The sequence below is a fragment of the Paraburkholderia sp. LEh10 genome (assembly GCF_017814945.1).
GTDB lineage: Bacteria > Pseudomonadota > Gammaproteobacteria > Burkholderiales > Burkholderiaceae > Paraburkholderia.
Map to the genome: position 1 here is coordinate 38,097 of NZ_JAGIPX010000042.1, position 16,556 is coordinate 54,652.

The following is a 16,556-nucleotide window of genomic DNA, read 5'->3' on the forward strand; positions in this document are numbered from 1 at the left end:
CCATGTCGGACGAGAAAATCCGCTATCCCGGTTTCAATGGTCTTGGACGCACCGCGGCCATCTGGGGCGTGCCTTACATGGCGATGCTGGTAGTGGTCGTCGCCTCGATGTTCACGGGTGTGCTGGTGGCCTTCTTCGTTGGCCCGGGCGGGCTGCTGTTCGTGTTTCTCGGCTTCCCGGTGCTGCTGTGGTTCAAGCACATATGCGAAACCGATGATCAGGGACTGTGGATCATGTGGCTGCAGTTCCGCTGCCGCAACTACTTCTGGCGGTTGCGCATCCGCGCACGGGTGAATGCCGCACGAGCAGCGCCAAATTTTGGCAACACGTCGACGCTTGCGCCATTGCGATACGGGCGGCAGCGTCGCGTCTTCCGTGACTTCCTCCAACCATTGGACAAGGGCGAGCGCAGGCTGCGTGAGCTCGAGCAGGAGCCATGATGGGCAGCAGCAGACCAACCGTCTCGAGCGGGATCCTCGGCGCAATCGGCGCTGTCGAAGACTGGATGCCGAAGTTCAGGCATCCGGTCACGAAGCACGTGCAGCACCTCGATGGAAACCGTTTTATGGTGACGCTTGCGCTGCGCGGCGTGCCGTTCGATGTATTTGAAAGCGTCGTGCTTGAGCGCAAGTTCGACCGTGACACCGAGACTCTGAGCAAACTGGGTCGCGACCTTGGCGGGCGCCTCGCCTACCACGGTGCTTTCATGCGACGGCGGGTGAATGTCAGTCGCGAGTACCGTTTCGACAGCGCTTTCATGAACTGGTTTTCGACGCAGCATGGTGGACAGTTCAGGGGTGGCCGGTTCTTTGAAAACCGCTATTACTTTTCGATCATTCTGAAGTACGAGGATTTCGAGGACGGGCTGAAGGAAATCGCGTCGCTTGCCGGGCAGGCGCTGCAACAGCTTGTGGACTATGAGGCCGAACTGCTCGAGGTGTACGAGCGCGCACATATCAACGGCACGAAGATGCTGTTCTCGCCGCTGTATGGGTTCGTCAGCTATCTCGTGAACGGTGTGACGGGCGATCTGCCTGTCGCTGCCGAGCCGGGTGTTGACGTCATCCCGTCCAGCTACCTTCGCTTCGGCTACGACACGCACGCGATCGACGGGCCGGGGATCCCGGACCATCGGAGATTCTTCACCTGCCGCGATCTGCGAAGTTTCCCGGACAAGCCGGGATTTGGCCAGCTTGATCCGTTGCTCTCGTTGCCAGTCGAATTCACGGTCGTGCATTCGTTCAACTGCATGACGGGTTTCGAGTCGAACCGCACGATCGACTCGGCGATCAACAAACTGGAGTCCGCTGGCGACAAGGCGAAGCATCAGGTCAGGGAACTGCGCGATGCGCAGGGTTACGTCAATACAGGCGAGCTGTCGTTCGGTGAGTATCACGGCGCGGCCGTGATCTACGGCGCAAGCACACAGGAGGCGCTGGTAAACGGGATCCTGTTCGCATCGCGCTCGCTCAACGAATGCGGTGTCGAGTGGGCGCTTGCGACTGCTTCGGCACCCTTCACGTATTTTTCGCAGGTCCCTGGTGCGAGGGTCAAGCCACGGCCGAAGGTCCAGTCTTCACGCAACTTCTCGTCGATGTTCACCTGTCACGACTATTCGGCCGGCAAGGCCGAGGGCAATCCGATTGGTGACGGCTCAGCTGTTATTCCGTTCCGTTCGGCATCGGGAATCTATCACTTCAGCCCGCATGCGAGCCGCCAGGGTGACGTCAACGTGACAGAGAAGCTCGCTGCTCACCTGAAACTGCAAGGCACGACTGGCGCCGGCAAGTCGACTGTCGCGACCGCCGTCACTGGCATGCTGTCCCGGTTCGGTCAGCTGCTGTTCGTACTGGACAAGGGCCGAGGCTGGGAAGTTTTCATCCGCGCCATGCGCGGTGCCTACGTCCATCTGGAGAAAGGCAAGCCGACTGGGTGGGCGCCGTTCGAGCTGGCCGACACCGCTGAGAATCGCGAGTTCCTGTACGGGCTGGTCGAGCTTTGCGGCCGCAAGAACGGTGTCGATCACCAGGGCAAAGCCATCAAGCTCGATCTGAGCGCTGCAGAGAAGATCCAGTGCCGCAACGCCGTAGATGCAGTAATGGACATCGAGGACGTTCGCCTGCGGCGATTCAGCCTGCTGCTCGACAGCATCCCGGATGAGGGCGACGACGGCCTTCGCCAGCGGCTGTCGCTGTGGTGCAAATCGGAAAACGGCCGCTTCTGGTGGGTGTTCGACAACCCGCCAAACCTGTCGCTGAACATGACGCAACAGCGCTGGATCGGTTTCGACGTCGAGGCATTTCTTGTCGAGAACTACGAACCCTCGGAGCCGGCGTTCGCCTGGCTTTTCCATCTCAAGAGGATGATGCGACGAGAGGGCAGGCTCATGCAGACCGTGATGGAAGAATACTGGTTGCCCATCCGCTTCCGCACGATTCGCGAACAGATCGAGGAGACGCTCGCAAGCGGCCGGAAGGAGGGTGAGTTCATCATGCTGATTACGCAACAGCCAGAGCAGGGCCAGAAGGCCGCCGACCTGTACCCGGCCCTGCGCAGCCTCGTGGCTACGAATCTGTATCTGGCCGATCCGGCGGCGGAAGAGGAGGCGTACGTGCGTGATGGCATGACGCGCAAGGAATTCAGCGAGTTCAAAAAGCTCACGCCGTCGTCGCGCCGGTTTCTCATCAAGCAGGGTAACCAGTCTGCCTTCGCGAGTTTTGACATCAGCGGAATGGATGACGCGATCGCGGTGTTCTCGGGTGACCGCGAGAACGTCCTGATCTGCGACACCGTGCGCGCCGAGCTGGGAGACGATCCGGACGTATGGTTACCGGTCTACCTGGAACGCGTCTTCGAACGCAAGCTTCGTACGCGGCTCACGGCAAGGCACGGTGCCGACGAACGGCTGTGGGCCGGTGAGCTCCAACGCGGTGTTGAGCACAAGCGGGCCGAGCTCGCCCGCATCTATTCGGCACGCACTGTCGACGCCGGTAACGAAGCTGTCACTGCCTGATGGAGGGAATCGTGAACGCCAACGATGTCGAACGCGCTGCACGCCTGGTGCGGGCCGCTCGTGTTCCCGTCACCGCGCTCTGCCTGGGTGCCACGGCCTTCGCAAACGCACAGGGTGTGCCGACCATTTCGCCTGCTGAGCTTGCCCAGCAAATGGTGCAGGTCCAGCAGTTGATGCAGCAGATAGAGAACCAGGAAGCACAGTACCGGGCATTGACCGGTAACAGCAGCCTCGGAACGATCATGAACGACGCGTCGCTGCGCAACTACCTGCCAGAGCAGTGGCAGGACATCTATGACCAGGCGAAAAGTGGCAGCCTGTCGGGCATCAGCTCGACGATGCGCTCGATCGAACGGCAGGAGGGCATGACCGACGCCGCGACGCCAGGACAACAGCGCTACTACGACGTGCTCTCGGCCAATAAGGCAATGAACGAGCAGGCGTACAGCGCGACGATGGCGCGGCTCAATAACATCCAGTCGCTGATGCAGCAGTCGAACCTTACGCAGGATCCGGCTCAAAAGGCCGACCTGCAGAACCGGATGGCTGCTGAAGAGGCGATGGTCTCCAATGAGCAGACGCGTCTGCAGCTCACCGCACAACTGCAGGCGACCGAACTCAAGCTCGCGGAGGAGCAGCAGGAGCGGGAATTCAAAAACCAGTTTCTAGGAGGAGCAAATGGTCAATAAGGCATTGCTTGGTGCGATCGTCGGCCTGCTTGTCGTCATTGCCGGCTATCTGGGTTATCTCGCATGGGACCGACACCAGCACGACGTGCAGGAGGAGATCGCACACAGGCAGGATCTGGAGTTCAGGGCACATCTGCTTGGTACGACGCCCGAAAAGCTCGAGAAGGAGGAAACGCCCGAACAGCGTGAGCGGGACAAGGAAGCCGAACAGGTGGTGAAGAAAGCAATGCAGTGAATGGAACGACTTCAGGAGCCAAAGATGTCTTATACGCCTATCACCACGACGATCTTCTCGAGGATGACGTCCGACTTCGACGCTAACGTGGTCGCGACCATCAGCTCAGGTTCGGAACGCATCATCGGGCTGATTTCGCCGTTGATGATGGCGTGCTTCAGCATCTATGTGCTACTGGTCTTGTGGTCGTACTGGCAAGGGCAGAACGACGAACCGATCAACGACTTCCTGATGCGCATGGCGGCCTGGGCGTTCATCCTGACCTGCGGCATGAACATCCAGTTCTATACCGAGTACATCGTGCCGGCTGTGAACGGCTTGGGCGAGCAGCTTTCCGGTGCGATTACGGGGCAAAGCAATCCTGTCTCGGGGCTGGATAATCTGTTGAGCGCGTACATTAACGCCTGTGGGCAGATCTACGATCACGCACACAACTTCGAAATCATAGGGGCGGTGTGGGTGATTTCAGTGATGCTTATCTTCGCCACGCCGTTCATGGGCATGGCAGTGGCTTACATCATCCTCGCCAAATTCGCACTCGGACTGCTGCTTGCGCTCGGGCCACTGTTCATTTCGATGGCGCTGTTTCCGCCGGTGCGGCAGTACTTCTGGAACTGGGCGGGACAGTGCTTTAACTACGCGCTGCTCGTGGCTCTCTTCGCGGGCGCCGGCGCGATTGAAGTCAGTTTCGCGAAATCGATTGCACCGGGCGGGTCAACCTTCCCGTCGATGCAGCAGGTGGTGGAGATTGACGTGATGGGCGTGGTGTTCTTCATCGTCGCGCTGAATCTTCCGGGTCTTGCCTCGGCGCTGGCGAGCGGTGTGGGCATTTCGACGATGACAGGCAAGCTGGGTGGTCTGGGGCGTGCGCTGGCCGCAGCCTCGAAAACTGGTGGCGCTGGCAAGTACAGGACGGGTGGCTCCGTTTCGCAAGCGTAGGAGGATGCGTGCCTGATTTCTTTGCGAGGCTGATCCGCTGGTGGTTGCTGGTCGTCTGCTGGGTTACGTTTGCCGGTTTCGTGGGCGCGTTGCTCAACACCATCGGTATGGCCATCTATCACCGCTTGCATGGATGACCGGTGAAATGGGAGTTCAGGCATGAAAGCGATCTTCCGCGCGGGTCTGCTCGCGCTTGTCCTGCAGGCGTGCAGCACTGCGCCAAAACCACCGGAGCCCACGGGCCAGTGGGTCCCTGTGAATCAGCCACTGGCGCAGCAGTCAGGCCGTACGGAACCGAGGTGAGGATCAGGATGGTATCGACAATCAGACAGTGGTTCGTGACGGGCGCAGGCTCGCGCAATCGCGCGCGGTCGCCGGCCACATCGGCGGCGCACGTGGAGGCAGCAACAAATGCTGTTGACCGGTCAGAGCGCGACGCGGTCAGCTGGTATCTGGACCAGGCGCGGGAGTTCGAGAGGTCGAAGGTTGAGGCGGCTGAAGAGAAGGCGCGCATCGCCGACCGCCGATCGGTGCTCTCGGGAGGCATCGCCCTCGCGGCTGTTTTTGGCCTGACGGCTTTAGGACTCCTGAAAAGACCGAACCCACCGGCTGTGCTGCGGGTTAACGATACGACCGGCAAGGTGGACGTGTTGCCGACGACCGCGAATGGCCATGTGCGCTTCACTGAAAAAACCGACCGCGCAGATCTGCGCCGTTACGTCGAGATGCGAGAGAGCTACGACTGGGAGACGATATCGGACATGCACAACGCTGTGATGTTCATGAGCGACGATCACGAAAAGGGCGCTTACGACGCGCTCATCCGTGGTCCGGCCGGTCCCCTCAAGCTGCTCAAGGACCAGGCGCGCGTCATCGCACGGGTCGGCTCGATTACCTTTGTCGGTTCGACCGCACAGGTGTTCTTCTCGCGGCAACTGATCCCGTTGAATGCGGCGGCGAAGCGTCCGGAACCGACCTACTGGATTGCGACGGTGGCCTTCACGCGTGTCGATGTGCCCGAGAAACAGGATCAGCAGGACATTGATCCGGACGGGTTCAGGTGCACGACTTACGAAGTGACGCGCGACTATACCCGTGCGCCCGCGGATGCGTCGCCTGACGCCGTACCGGCAGTATCGAAGGCGACGGGGAGTGCGTCGTGAGTCGTGCTGGACTCCGCTTGCCGGCTAACGTGGTCGCGATTACCGCTTGTGCACTTGCGGCTGGCCGCGTATGCGCGCTTGAAATCCCGCGTAGTTGCGGCGCTGACCCACATATCCAGTGCGCGACATATAGCCCCGACCAGGCCTACCGCGTGGCGACAATGCCGGGGCGTGTGGTGATGATCCAGTTCGAGCCCGGTGAGCACATCATGAAGGATGGCGGCGGCATTGGCGACGCGCACGCCTGGCACGTCTCCGTTAACGACAGCGGGGCGCTGCTCAAGCCAGGCGCGCTGCAACCCGAAACCAACCTCGTGCTCGTGACCAACCGGCGCACCTATTCGCTGTCGCTTGTCGACGTATCGCGGTTGCAACCCTCGACGTGGATCCTGCGCTTCGACTATCCGGACACGAAGGCGAAGGTCGCGGCCGAACAGCTCCGGCGCCGGGAAGCTGTCAGCGCGGCGCTGGCGGGCCAGCAGGACACGCCTGCGGTCCCGGCCGGAATTGCAGCGCCGGGCGCAGCGGTGTCTTCAGGTCCGCCCGGATCATCCACGCCGGCAGCGAACATGCAGTACATGATGCGGGGCGATCACGCGCTTGCACCCACCGCCTTGTGGGACGACGGCCGTTTCACCTACTTCAGGTACGCAACCGCGCGCGACCTGCCGACGATCTTCACAAAGCTGCCGGATGGCAGCGAGGCGACAGCGAATTTCCATATGGAGGGTGACACCGTCGTCGTCCATGAGGTCTCAAGGGAGTTTGTCATCCGCTACGGCCAGTCGGTGCTGGGCATCCGCAACGACGGCTACTCGCCCGACGGCCACTACAACCGCACCGCCTCGTCGTTAACCGGCACGGCGCGCATCGAACGCGCACATGCTGGCAGCGATCGGCCGGGAGACTGACGGGAGAGCACAGTCGCATGAGCGAACGCAATGAAATCGGCAATGCAGGGCCTGCGGACACTGGGCCTCAGCCGTCGCTGGACCTGCCCGGGCGCCGCCGGGCTCGTGCGGGCAGGCTGAGGCTCGTGCTGGTCGCGCTGATCGTGATCGCGCTGGGCGCTTCGGGCGTCACGATTTACCTGCAGCGGATCTTCCAGCAGCATCAGGACGCGAAGCAGGCGGCGCTCAACAAGCCAAAGGACAGCGGGGCGAGCGAGACCGGTGCCGACCTCGAGACACAGAAGGAGCGCATCAAGCGGGCCGAAGCAGAGCAGGCGCGCGCCGCATCGGAAGCGGCGGCCAGGCAGCAGCTTGCCACGCCGGCCGCGGCCGCGTCGCATCCTGTCGGCGAAGGGAGCACCGCGATCGCGAACAACCGGCCGCAGCCACTGACCCCCGCCGAGCGGCGTCTCTCGGGCAGCGTGCTGGTTATGTCCGGTGACAGCAGGGCTACCGGCGCGCCTGAGGACTCCGCCCTCCCGTCCAGTGACGCAGGTGGCAACGCAGACACCACGGGCAGTGGCCCGGGTGGCGACGGTCTGCCCGGCATGGCGAGGTCCATGGGGCTCGCCGCGCTGCGGGGCGGTCCATCTGGAGCTGCGGGTTCATCTGGCGCAGGTATGGCTGATAACCATGATACCGGCAACAGCAAGGGATCTTCCTTCGACCAGTCACTGCAGCCCTCGAAGCTGCAGCCGATGCGCGCCTCGTTCAGGCCGAACCGGCACTACATGATTGCCCGGAACACCATGATCCGCTGCGGGCAGGCCACCGCAATCCGCACCGACCGGCCGGGACTGGTTGGCTGTCCGATCGCTGATGACGTCTGGTCAGACGATGGCACGACGCTGCTCATCCGCAAGGGCGCGCTGGCCAAGGGCGAGCAGCGCGATGCAGTCGTACACGGACAGGGTGTCATTGGTGCTATCTGGGACGAGATTGACGACGGCGACGTCCGTATTCCCCTGAACTCGCCGGCGACGGATCCGCTCGGTGCGGCCGGGATTCCCGCCTACATCGACGAGCATTTCTGGCTGCGCTTCAAGGGTGCCCTGATGGTGAGTCTCATCGGCGACTTTGGTCAGGCGCTTGCGAACAAGGCAATCGGAGCGGGCCAGACCATTACCTTCTCGAACAGCTCGAACGCGACGCAGGACGTGGCTGCCGAAACGCTTCGCAACACGATCAACATCCCGCCGACCGCTTATTCGAACCAGGGGTCGGTGATCAATATCTTCGTTGCGCGCGACGTCGATCTGAGCAGCGTATACGAAAACGTCCGCACCGACGGCAGCGAGATTGCGCCGTCGGCGCGGCAACGATGAATGTGAGGACATGACGATGCAACTGCATATCCGGTTTCCCGAGACCTTTCCCCTTCATGGTGTCGAGCGTGATGCGTTCGAGGCAAAGCTGCGCAACGCGCTGCATTACGCCTTCGACGGGCGTCGCGTACGGCGGTTGGCCGAACAGGTCGATGCGCGCAGGCCGTTCGAGCCGTCTGATGTCCTGCCGCTGCGCCGGATCGGCGACGAGCATACGTTCGAACAATGCATGACGCTCGACCGCTGCCGGTTCGACGACATGTCGATGGCGCTGCGCCGCGTGGTCATGCATGCAATCGCCGCGCGCCTGGGCCTTGAGCTGTCCGAGCCCGGGATTGCGACGGGCATCGTCGGCCAGGAAGAGGATGCAACTAACCGTCCGTCGTCAAAGACCCCGCCCTTGCCTTGCCGTGCCCGGACCGTGCGCGCCGTTCTTGCAATCGCAGCAGGCACTGCGGTGGGTGGACTGGCCACAGCGACAGCCATGTGGAAGATCGCCAGTCCTGCGAATACGGCATCGATGGTGGTGACGGTTGTTTCTACGTCGCCCGCGCAGACATTGCGCGATCTGGCGACCAGCGTGCCTGACGACAGGCGACCGTAACGGGTCTCAGTACAGGTCGAGCCGCGGGGCACAGACACGGGATCGCACTGAGGGCGCGCTCCGGGCCGCAATTTACCAGCTTGCATCAGACATATCCAGAAGGAATGCATATGAATGCGGTGGTTATCGATGTCATCGAAAAGGGGACCGTCGCCCGCAACTTCCTGAAGCAGATGGGCATTGCGAATTTCTTCGACGGCAGTCTCACCGAGGTCGCGATTAACCGTCCAGGCGAGATCTGGACGCAGGGTGCCAGCGCATGGAAACGGCACGATGCACCTGCCTGCACGCTGGACGCGTGTTTCAAGCTGGCCAACGCACTGACGGTCATGAAGGGCGGCAAGTTTTCCACCAAGGAGCCCATTCACCCGGTGGTGTTACCAGAGGGCCAGCGGGGACACGTGCTGATGCAGCCGGCGTGCGAACGCGACACGATCTCGATCACGATCCGCATTCCGTCGAACGTGCGGTTTTCCGTCGACGAGTACGAGCGCAACGGCTGGTTCGACGGTTTCCGTGACGTGTCTCCGCATCAGACGGTTCCGGACGGCGTGGACCTGCAGCCGTTCGAAGTCGGGATGATGGACGCGAAGTCACGGCGCGACGTCACCTGCATGCTCGAACTTGCCGTGGCCAACCGGCTGAACATCGTTCTCGCCGGCGGTACCGGCTCCGGCAAGACCACGCTGAACAAGGCGCTGTCCGACCTTGTGCCGATCAGTGAGCGGATCGGCACAATCGAGGACACGCCCGAGCTGTCGCTACCGAATCATCCGAACCGAGTGCACATGTTTTTCAGTGACACGCTTCCGGCGAAGGAAATCGTGCGCTCGACGCTTCGCATGAAGTTCGACCGTGTGTTCCTCGCCGAACTCCGGGGCGACGAGACGTGGGATTACATGACGCTGCTGAACACGGGAACGCCCGGTGGCATCACCACGATTCACTGCAACGATGCACGCTCGGCTGCGTCGCGCGCCGCGACGCTTATCAAACAGAGTGCCGTCGGTCAGACGCTCGACTGGAAGTTCATCCTGGAGCAGGTTCGCATGACGATGGATCTCGTGCTCTTCATGCGGGACAAGCGGCTGGCCGAGATCTGGTACGACCCCGTCGGAAAGTGGCAGTTACTTGGGGGTGTTGCATGAACGCGGTCGCAGGCACAGAGGTTATCGAGCAGGCCCTGATCGGCCTGTGCGGTGCGCTCGCCGTCTTCCTCTCGCAGGACAGTCGCCTGGGCTGGCGTCGCTGGGCCTGCATCTTCGGGCTCGTTGCGCAGCCATTCTGGTTCGACATGGCGTGGCGCGCACACCAGTACGGCGTGCTCGCGCTGAGCCTGGTCTACACGGCGTCATGGGCGCGAGGCCTCGCGGCGCACTGGCTCATGCGCAGGGAAGACTAATCATGAACTTCGCAATCAGCGATATCGAGGCGGCGATCGAGAGCTGGCGCCAGCGCGCCTCGTCCGATGAAGCATTTGCAACGAGTGCTGAGGCCTGCGCCCTCGCACGGCTTTACGGCGCTGTGATCGTTCATGGGTGTGAGGCACTTGCCGATGCGGAACTCGATGAGACGCAGCGCAACGCGCTGCGAATCCTGTCGACGTTGCGCACTGAAAAATCGTCTGCTCCGACACACTGAGATCCACCATGCCGAAATATCTCCGCATCCTGATCCCGTGTCTTGTGCTGCTGGTGCTCGTCGCTGGCGCCGCGACCCTCGGCCAGTATCTTGGTGGCCTGCTGTTCGCCCGCCTGCAGAAACTGCCGCAGAACTCGGTGGGCGTGTTCACGCTTTTCGACTACTGGCAGGCGTATGGGGATGTGCCGGGGGTGAAGCGGGCGCTGTCGGTTTGCACGCTGCTCTCGGCTGTCATTGGCGGCCTGCCCGCCATGGTGATCGCGATGGCGCTTCTGAAATCACGCGGTCGCATTGCGCAGTTCGGCAACGCGCGCTTCGCCACGCGCCGCGACATCGTGAAAGCCGGCCTGCTGGAGAAGTGACGATGACGATTCGTGTCCTAGCCTCCCACCGCATCCCGCCTCAGGAGTGAGCATGTCCCACATGTATCCCCCCTTTATCGTCGGCAAGTACAAGGGCGAATATCTGAAGTACCGCGGCCAGGATTTCCTGATGCTTGCTGCGGGCACGCGCTCGGGCAAGGGCGTCTCGATGGTGATCCCGAATCTTCTCACCTATCCCGATTCCGTCGTCGTCGAGGACATCAAGGAAGAGAACTACCTGTACACATCCGGCTATCGGCGCAAATGCGGCCAGGCAACTTTCCTCTGGTCGCCGTTCTCGGAGAATGGCCGGACACACGCTTACAACCCCCTCGAATTCATCCAGCGCAGGTCGCCCTATACGCGGGTCGGCGACGTGCTGACGGTTGGCGAGCACCTGTATCCGTCGAACGTCGATGCGCGTTTGAAGTACTGGAACGACAATGCGCGCAACCTTTTTATTGGCGTCGTGCTGTATCTGCTCGAGACGCCGACCTTGCCCTGCACGTTCGGCGAAGTGTTGCGGCAGGCCTCAGGCAAGGGGAGGGCGGTGCGCGAGCACATCTCTTCCATTGTCAGCACGCGATCGCATGCGACCGACACGCTGCCACCGCTGAGCTTCGAGTGTCTGGACGCCCTGAACCGGTTCCTGTCGCAGTCAAAGGAAGCGTTCGCCAATATCGTGTCCACAATGACCGCGCCGCTTAATGTGTTCAGCAATCCGATCGTCGACGCGGCGACCAGCCGCTCCGACTTCGACCTGGGTGAGGTGCGCAGGAAGCCCATGTCGATCTACGTGGGCATCAAGCCGGGCGACCTGAAAGCGGGCGCGTTGCTCATCAATCTGTTCTTCTCACAGCTGATCGACCTGAATACTCGCGAGCAGCCCGCAGAGAATCCCGACCTGAAATACCAGTGTGCGCTGATGCTGGACGAATTTGCGGCGCCGGGCAAGATCGACATTATCGACACGGCCAACGCCTTCATCGCGGGCTTTAATCTGCGACTGATGCTGATCTTTCACGGCATGTCACAGCTTGAAGATCCGAAGCTGTATGGCAGGCACGGTGCGGAAACGCTCGCGATCAACTGCAAGATGCGCAGCCTCTTTGCGCCGCGCACGCTCAAGGATTCCGAAGAGTACTCGAAGCTCCTCGGCACGTTCACCCACCTGTCGCGTTCGCGCAGCCGCAGCCGGGGACGCAACGCATCGACCAGCACGAACGAGACCGAGCACGGTCGCGCGCTGATGATGCCGCAGGAGCTGCGTGCGCTGCCGGGTCGCAAGCAGATCATCACGATGGACGGATGCGAGCCGATCCTGTGTGACAAGGCGTACTTCTACGAGGATCCGGAACTGGTCGACCGTCTGGTGCAGCAGAGCCCCTATCTGCAAGGCGTGATGGCGAAGCTGGAAAAAGCCAACCGCCGTCGCGCGTGGTTCGGCTTCGGCCCGAAGTTGCCGGACGAAGAACAGATGAAGCACGCCGCGTTCGTTGCGCGTGAGCTATGCGCGCCCGTTCCGCAGATCGATGTCGAGCAGTGGTGGCACGCACAGAATGCTGCGCGCCGCGCTCAGGGTGCGACGGCTATCCATGCGGCGAATGCGGTGAGGGATGTCCGCGAACATGAGATCGGCGTGCTGAGTGCCGCCCACTTCGCCAACCGCTCCAGTATCCGTGCATCGCTATTCCAGCTGATGCCTTATCTGCGGGAAGTGCTACCCGAGGCGTCGCCCGACACACCTGCCAAGGGCGATGCAGCCTCCCCATCTATCCATCAAGGAGCCGCATCATGAACGAGATTGAATTTCCGGCCGATCAGCTCGACTACCGCGAGATGGAGGCAGCCAATGCGGATGATGCATCGTCCATTCGCGCCCGCGCGACGCCGCCGGCCAACGAGGCTCACGCGCGCGGTGCACCCGGCAACCCGGATACCCCGCTAGATGAAGCGACGCACGCGCGGATGAAAAGGATCCGTGACGCCGACCGGAAGAGGTACGAGAATCGGGCCAGCGCGAGTACGCCCGCGGACGAAGGGGTCGCGCCCGCCACCGGTATCGGCAAGTCCATCAACGGTAAAGAGTGGGAAAACGCGATCCGCCCGAAGCCGATCTTTGAGAAGAGCGGCTACGCGGTACCGAAGTCGGTCAGCGACCGGTATGTGGCATTTGAAGGGAAGTATCTCGATCGCAAAAGCGAGGCGGTGCACTTTGAGGACAAGGGACGCTCGCTCGCCACGGCCAGTGAGGATCGTGACGTGATCGAACAAATGGTTGCCGTCGCTCAGGCAAAGCACTGGGGCGAGCTGCAACTGAAGGGTAGCGAGGAATTCCGCCGGCAGGCGTGGATTGCGGCGGAACTCGCGGGCATGCCTACACGCGGGTTCAAACCCGAAGCACAGGATCGGGCGACGCTGCAGGCTGCGCGCGAGGCGATGCGCATTGCGGCAGGCGAGCGGTCGCCAACCAATGATCTTCCTCGCACGCACACGATGGATTCGACGTCGGCGACTGGGAGAGAACGGAAGCAGGGGAGCCAGAGCCGCAAGGCGGCGACGGCTGATGTATCCGGCAGGGATCCGTCCGATCCCGGAGGAGCATCGCCGGGCGGAGGCCGGCGCGGAGGCAAACCGCGTCCTCCGAAGCCTGGGCCGGCTGCTACCGAACCCTCTGCTCCTTCCGACGCGAGCGCTGCGTCAGAAGATTCGAAACAGACACAGTTGCCTCTGGACGCGGACGGTGCGTCGTCGCGTCGGACAGGTTCCGGCAAACCGGCACGTCAAAAGGCTGGGACGCAGAAACCGCCTGCCGTCACGGCTGGCGTCCTGGTTGAACACGGCGCCGCGCACTTTCATCACGATCCGAAGGAAAACGAAAGTTACTACGCTACGGTACGCACGGAGTCTGGCGACCGCACGGTATGGGGGCTGGACCTCGAACGCGCGATCGGCGAGAGCGGTGTGCAACCTGGTCAGCCTATCGAACTCGAAAGGGGCGGCAGCAAGGTCGTGACCGTCAAACAGCGGCAGTTCGATGAGACCGGACAGGAGCTGGCACCCAACGAGGTCGAGAGTCGTCGCAACGAATGGCGCGTGTCGGCGCCCGACCTGTCACGACTGCTGACGCCTGAGCAGCGGGAGAGGGTCGAGTCCGCGCGTCGCGAGGTTGACGAGCGCCGGCGCATCGACGAGGCGCGCGAGCGCTTCCTGAATGGCGAGTGGCAATACACGGACGCGCAGCAGGTCACGCTTGCCGCCGCGCGTGAGCGGATTAAGGAACAGGCTGCGCGCGAGGTGCTGGAAGACGAAATCAGGGGACTATCCGACGAGCAGCAGGAGCAGTTGCGGGGGGAGTTTGAAAGCGCCGTGGCCGAGGCGCGCGGTACTAACCGCCCGCTCAATGTTCCGATGCCGCAGGTGAGCGAAGCGACGATCGATGCCATGCGCGAACAGATCGAGCGGGAGCGCGCAAGCCAGAGCATGTGGCAGCAACAGCAGCAGCGCACGGAACAGAAACAACAACAGGACCAGCCGTCGCACGAGGCTGGACATGACACACCGACGCTGGAAATTGACCCGTAACTGAAGCCGTTTGGCGTGACCGCGGTGATGCGGGCACATCCAGTTCAACCGATAAGGAACATTGCATCATGAAGATTGCGGTTATCAATTTCTCGGGCAACGTTGGCAAGAGTACTGTTGCACACCATCTGCTTGTGCCACGTCTGCCGGGCGCTGAAGTAATCCCGATCGAATCAATCAATTCGGATGACCGCGAAAAGGAAGGTGCGTTGCGCGGGTCGCAATTCGATGAGCTGCAGGATCAGTTGATGACACTGGAAAACGCCGTCGTCGATGTGGGCGCATCGAATGTCGAAGATTTTGTAGGTCTGATGCGAAGCTATGACGGCTCGCACGAAGACTTCGATCTCTTCATCGTGCCGGCTGTATCGACCGCCAAGCAGCAGGTGGACACGATCGCAACGCTGCGTGCGCTTTCTGATCTGGGTGTGCGTGCCACAAAGATCCGCCTGGTCATGAATATGGTCGACCGCAAACAGGACCTTAACCGGGGCTTCGCCAGGCTGTTCGAGTTTCACTCCCGCAGCGACGCTTTTTCGATGCATCGTGACGCCGTCATTTACGAGAACCCGATCTTCGAAAAGATCAAGGGTTTCGACAGGTCGATCGTCGAACTCCGCGACGACCCGCGTGACTACGTCGCGCTGAACGCAGAGGCGATGGAAAATGGGGCATCGGAGGCCGAAAAGGCACACATTCGACAGATGGTGGCACTCAAGCGTCTTGCGAGCAGGGTGACTACAGAGCTCGATGATGTGTTCAAGGTGCTGGTGCGCTGATGGGCGCGTCAGAAGACTCGATCCGCGAGGAATTGATCGGCGAAGTGCTGGGCCAGCTGTCGCAGCTGCGTCGCGACGTGAAAGATCTCACCCAGCTGCTGCAGGTGAGCGGTAAACAGTTCAAGGATGACGGCGAACTGACGCTGCTGCGCTTCACGTCGCGCTACGAGCAGTTCCTCAAGGACTTCAACGCATCAACCACGGGCGTGCTCGCCGAGGCAGGTCATTTTGCGGAGGCGCGCGACCAGCTGATCGGCGAGCTTGCGTTGCGCGAATACGATGCGGCAAGCGCTCGGGTGCGTGGTGAGTTGCGTGAAGTGCTGCACGAAGAGGGTTGCCGCCGCGTTATTGGCCGCCTCGAGCTTGCAACATGGGTCGTCTTTGCAGCGCTTGCCTCGGCGGTCCTCTCTGTCGGTGCGGTCGTGGTGCTGCATCTGGTGCGGGCATAGGAGTTGTTCCATGCAATCCAGAAGATTTTTTGTGGTCGTGGTAGCGATGTGCGCTGTGCTAACAGGCGGCACAACGGCGCGGGCCGACGACGACAATCAGAACGCATGTGGAGCCGTGCTCTGCCTTGCTGGACTGATGCTGGGCGGCAATGGCGGCGGAGAGTGCAGCCAGTACGAGGCGGACTACTTTTCGATTGTGCGCTACCACCACGGCCACTTCGACCTGAGCGGTACGTCCAACGCGCGCGGAAATTTCCTGAATCAGTGTCACTCTGTCGGCAGCGATCAGAAAAGCGCGGTCAACTCGAAGTACGGTGGTGTCGAGAACGGGCCGTGAGGGATATCGTGGATCGCGCCACCTGCATTCGTCGATGCGGGATCGGCAAGACGCAGGTCCGAGGCGACACGGAGCATATCGACTATGACTCGTACCACCATGTACTTAGCCTGGCTGCACAAACGTCGTAAATGCCGCGCACGATCGGTGACTGTTGATCGAGTCGCCAGTTCTTCGAAAACAGCTTCGATATCTCGTCCGGGTTACGGAGCAGGTCGATAGCCCATATGGACGCCGCGAGCTGCATCGAGGCGCGGGAGAGTCGCACGCCTTCGAGCCAGCCCGGCGAAACGCCGTTGGCCTGCGACCAAATTCTTTTCGATTCGACAAGGTGATCGGTTCGGAGCCAGTCACCGGTTCGCGCGCGGGCGATCAGCTGCGCGACGACAAGGTGGCAGAGCAGATCCGTCCATCGCTCATCATCGAGATGGTTCGTCATAATCTTGCCCCCGACTACGGCAAGGACGCCCATCAGCTTGCGGTTG

At 61.7% G+C, this 16,556-nt stretch carries 20 protein-coding genes; 19 read left to right on the forward strand and 1 reads right to left on the reverse strand.

Annotated elements, in window-relative coordinates; genetic code table 11:
- Positions 1-2 precede the first annotated feature (2 nt).
- From J8I87_RS28930 to J8I87_RS29015, 19 genes are all read left to right on the forward strand, one after another.
- Positions 3-440: a VirB3 family type IV secretion system protein gene (locus tag J8I87_RS28930; RefSeq protein WP_209935539.1), complete on the forward strand. Its 438-nt coding sequence runs from the start codon at positions 3-5 to the stop codon at positions 438-440.
- On the forward strand, positions 437-3,013 hold the full coding sequence (locus tag J8I87_RS28935) for a VirB4 family type IV secretion system protein (RefSeq protein ID WP_245254235.1): 2,577 nt from the start codon (positions 437-439) through the stop codon (positions 3,011-3,013). Before J8I87_RS28930 ends, J8I87_RS28935 begins: the two co-directional genes overlap by 4 nt.
- 11 nt (positions 3,014-3,024) lie before the next feature.
- Positions 3,025-3,702: a type IV secretion system protein gene (locus J8I87_RS28940; RefSeq protein ID WP_209935540.1), complete on the forward strand. Its 678-nt coding sequence runs from the start codon at positions 3,025-3,027 to the stop codon at positions 3,700-3,702.
- Positions 3,692-3,937: a hypothetical protein gene (locus J8I87_RS28945; RefSeq protein WP_209935542.1), complete on the forward strand. Its 246-nt coding sequence runs from the start codon at positions 3,692-3,694 to the stop codon at positions 3,935-3,937. Before J8I87_RS28940 ends, J8I87_RS28945 begins: the two co-directional genes overlap by 11 nt.
- A gap of 24 nt (positions 3,938-3,961) precedes the next feature.
- Complete coding sequence (locus J8I87_RS28950; protein WP_209935543.1) at positions 3,962-4,876, forward strand: type IV secretion system protein; 915 nt, start codon at positions 3,962-3,964, stop codon at positions 4,874-4,876.
- Positions 4,877-4,884: 8 nt separating this feature from the next.
- Positions 4,885-5,013, forward strand: coding sequence for a hypothetical protein (locus J8I87_RS45780; protein ID WP_280923109.1), 129 nt, complete (start codon positions 4,885-4,887; stop codon positions 5,011-5,013).
- Between the two features lie 174 nt (positions 5,014-5,187).
- On the forward strand, positions 5,188-6,039 hold the full coding sequence (locus tag J8I87_RS28955) for a type IV secretion system protein (RefSeq protein WP_209935576.1): 852 nt from the start codon (positions 5,188-5,190) through the stop codon (positions 6,037-6,039).
- Positions 6,040-6,068: 29 nt separating this feature from the next.
- On the forward strand, positions 6,069-6,950 hold the full coding sequence (locus tag J8I87_RS28960) for a TrbG/VirB9 family P-type conjugative transfer protein (RefSeq protein ID WP_313066581.1): 882 nt from the start codon (positions 6,069-6,071) through the stop codon (positions 6,948-6,950).
- Between the two features lie 17 nt (positions 6,951-6,967).
- Complete coding sequence (locus J8I87_RS28965; RefSeq protein ID WP_209935545.1) at positions 6,968-8,314, forward strand: TrbI/VirB10 family protein; 1,347 nt, start codon at positions 6,968-6,970, stop codon at positions 8,312-8,314.
- A 16-nt stretch (positions 8,315-8,330) separates the two neighbouring features.
- Positions 8,331-8,918 carry a hypothetical protein gene (locus J8I87_RS28970; protein ID WP_209935546.1) on the forward strand — a complete coding sequence of 196 codons (588 nt, stop codon included), beginning with the start codon at positions 8,331-8,333 and terminating at the stop codon, positions 8,916-8,918.
- 110 nt (positions 8,919-9,028) lie between these two features.
- Complete coding sequence (virB11, locus tag J8I87_RS28975) at positions 9,029-10,066, forward strand: P-type DNA transfer ATPase VirB11 (protein ID WP_209935547.1); 1,038 nt, start codon at positions 9,029-9,031, stop codon at positions 10,064-10,066.
- On the forward strand, positions 10,063-10,320 hold the full coding sequence (locus tag J8I87_RS28980) for a hypothetical protein (RefSeq protein WP_209935548.1): 258 nt from the start codon (positions 10,063-10,065) through the stop codon (positions 10,318-10,320). Before virB11 ends, J8I87_RS28980 begins: the two co-directional genes overlap by 4 nt.
- A 2-nt stretch (positions 10,321-10,322) precedes the next feature.
- Positions 10,323-10,559 (forward strand): DUF3717 domain-containing protein, encoded by a 237-nt coding sequence (locus J8I87_RS28985; RefSeq protein ID WP_209935550.1) that lies wholly within the window; start codon positions 10,323-10,325, stop codon positions 10,557-10,559.
- Between the two features lie 8 nt (positions 10,560-10,567).
- Positions 10,568-10,921 carry a hypothetical protein gene (locus J8I87_RS28990; protein ID WP_209935551.1) on the forward strand — a complete coding sequence of 118 codons (354 nt, stop codon included), beginning with the start codon at positions 10,568-10,570 and terminating at the stop codon, positions 10,919-10,921.
- Between the two features lie 52 nt (positions 10,922-10,973).
- Positions 10,974-12,719 carry a type IV secretory system conjugative DNA transfer family protein gene (locus J8I87_RS28995; protein WP_209935552.1) on the forward strand — a complete coding sequence of 582 codons (1,746 nt, stop codon included), beginning with the start codon at positions 10,974-10,976 and terminating at the stop codon, positions 12,717-12,719.
- Positions 12,716-14,506 (forward strand): LPD7 domain-containing protein, encoded by a 1,791-nt coding sequence (locus J8I87_RS29000; protein WP_209935553.1) that lies wholly within the window; start codon positions 12,716-12,718, stop codon positions 14,504-14,506. Before J8I87_RS28995 ends, J8I87_RS29000 begins: the two co-directional genes overlap by 4 nt.
- 68 nt (positions 14,507-14,574) lie before the next feature.
- Positions 14,575-15,285 carry a StbB family protein gene (gene stbB / locus J8I87_RS29005; RefSeq protein WP_209935554.1) on the forward strand — a complete coding sequence of 237 codons (711 nt, stop codon included), beginning with the start codon at positions 14,575-14,577 and terminating at the stop codon, positions 15,283-15,285.
- A complete protein-coding gene (locus J8I87_RS29010) occupies positions 15,285-15,734 on the forward strand; it encodes a hypothetical protein (protein WP_209935555.1) in 450 nt (149 codons plus the stop codon). The genes stbB and J8I87_RS29010 overlap by 1 nt, the downstream gene beginning before the upstream one ends.
- A gap of 10 nt (positions 15,735-15,744) precedes the next feature.
- Positions 15,745-16,071 carry a TrbM/KikA/MpfK family conjugal transfer protein gene (locus J8I87_RS29015; protein WP_209935557.1) on the forward strand — a complete coding sequence of 109 codons (327 nt, stop codon included), beginning with the start codon at positions 15,745-15,747 and terminating at the stop codon, positions 16,069-16,071.
- An 82-nt stretch (positions 16,072-16,153) separates the two neighbouring features.
- On the opposite strand, the gene J8I87_RS29020 is transcribed toward J8I87_RS29015, so the two are convergent.
- A complete protein-coding gene (locus J8I87_RS29020; protein ID WP_209935558.1) occupies positions 16,154-16,510 on the reverse strand; it encodes a hypothetical protein in 357 nt (118 codons plus the stop codon).
- Positions 16,511-16,556: the final 46 nt, after the last annotated feature.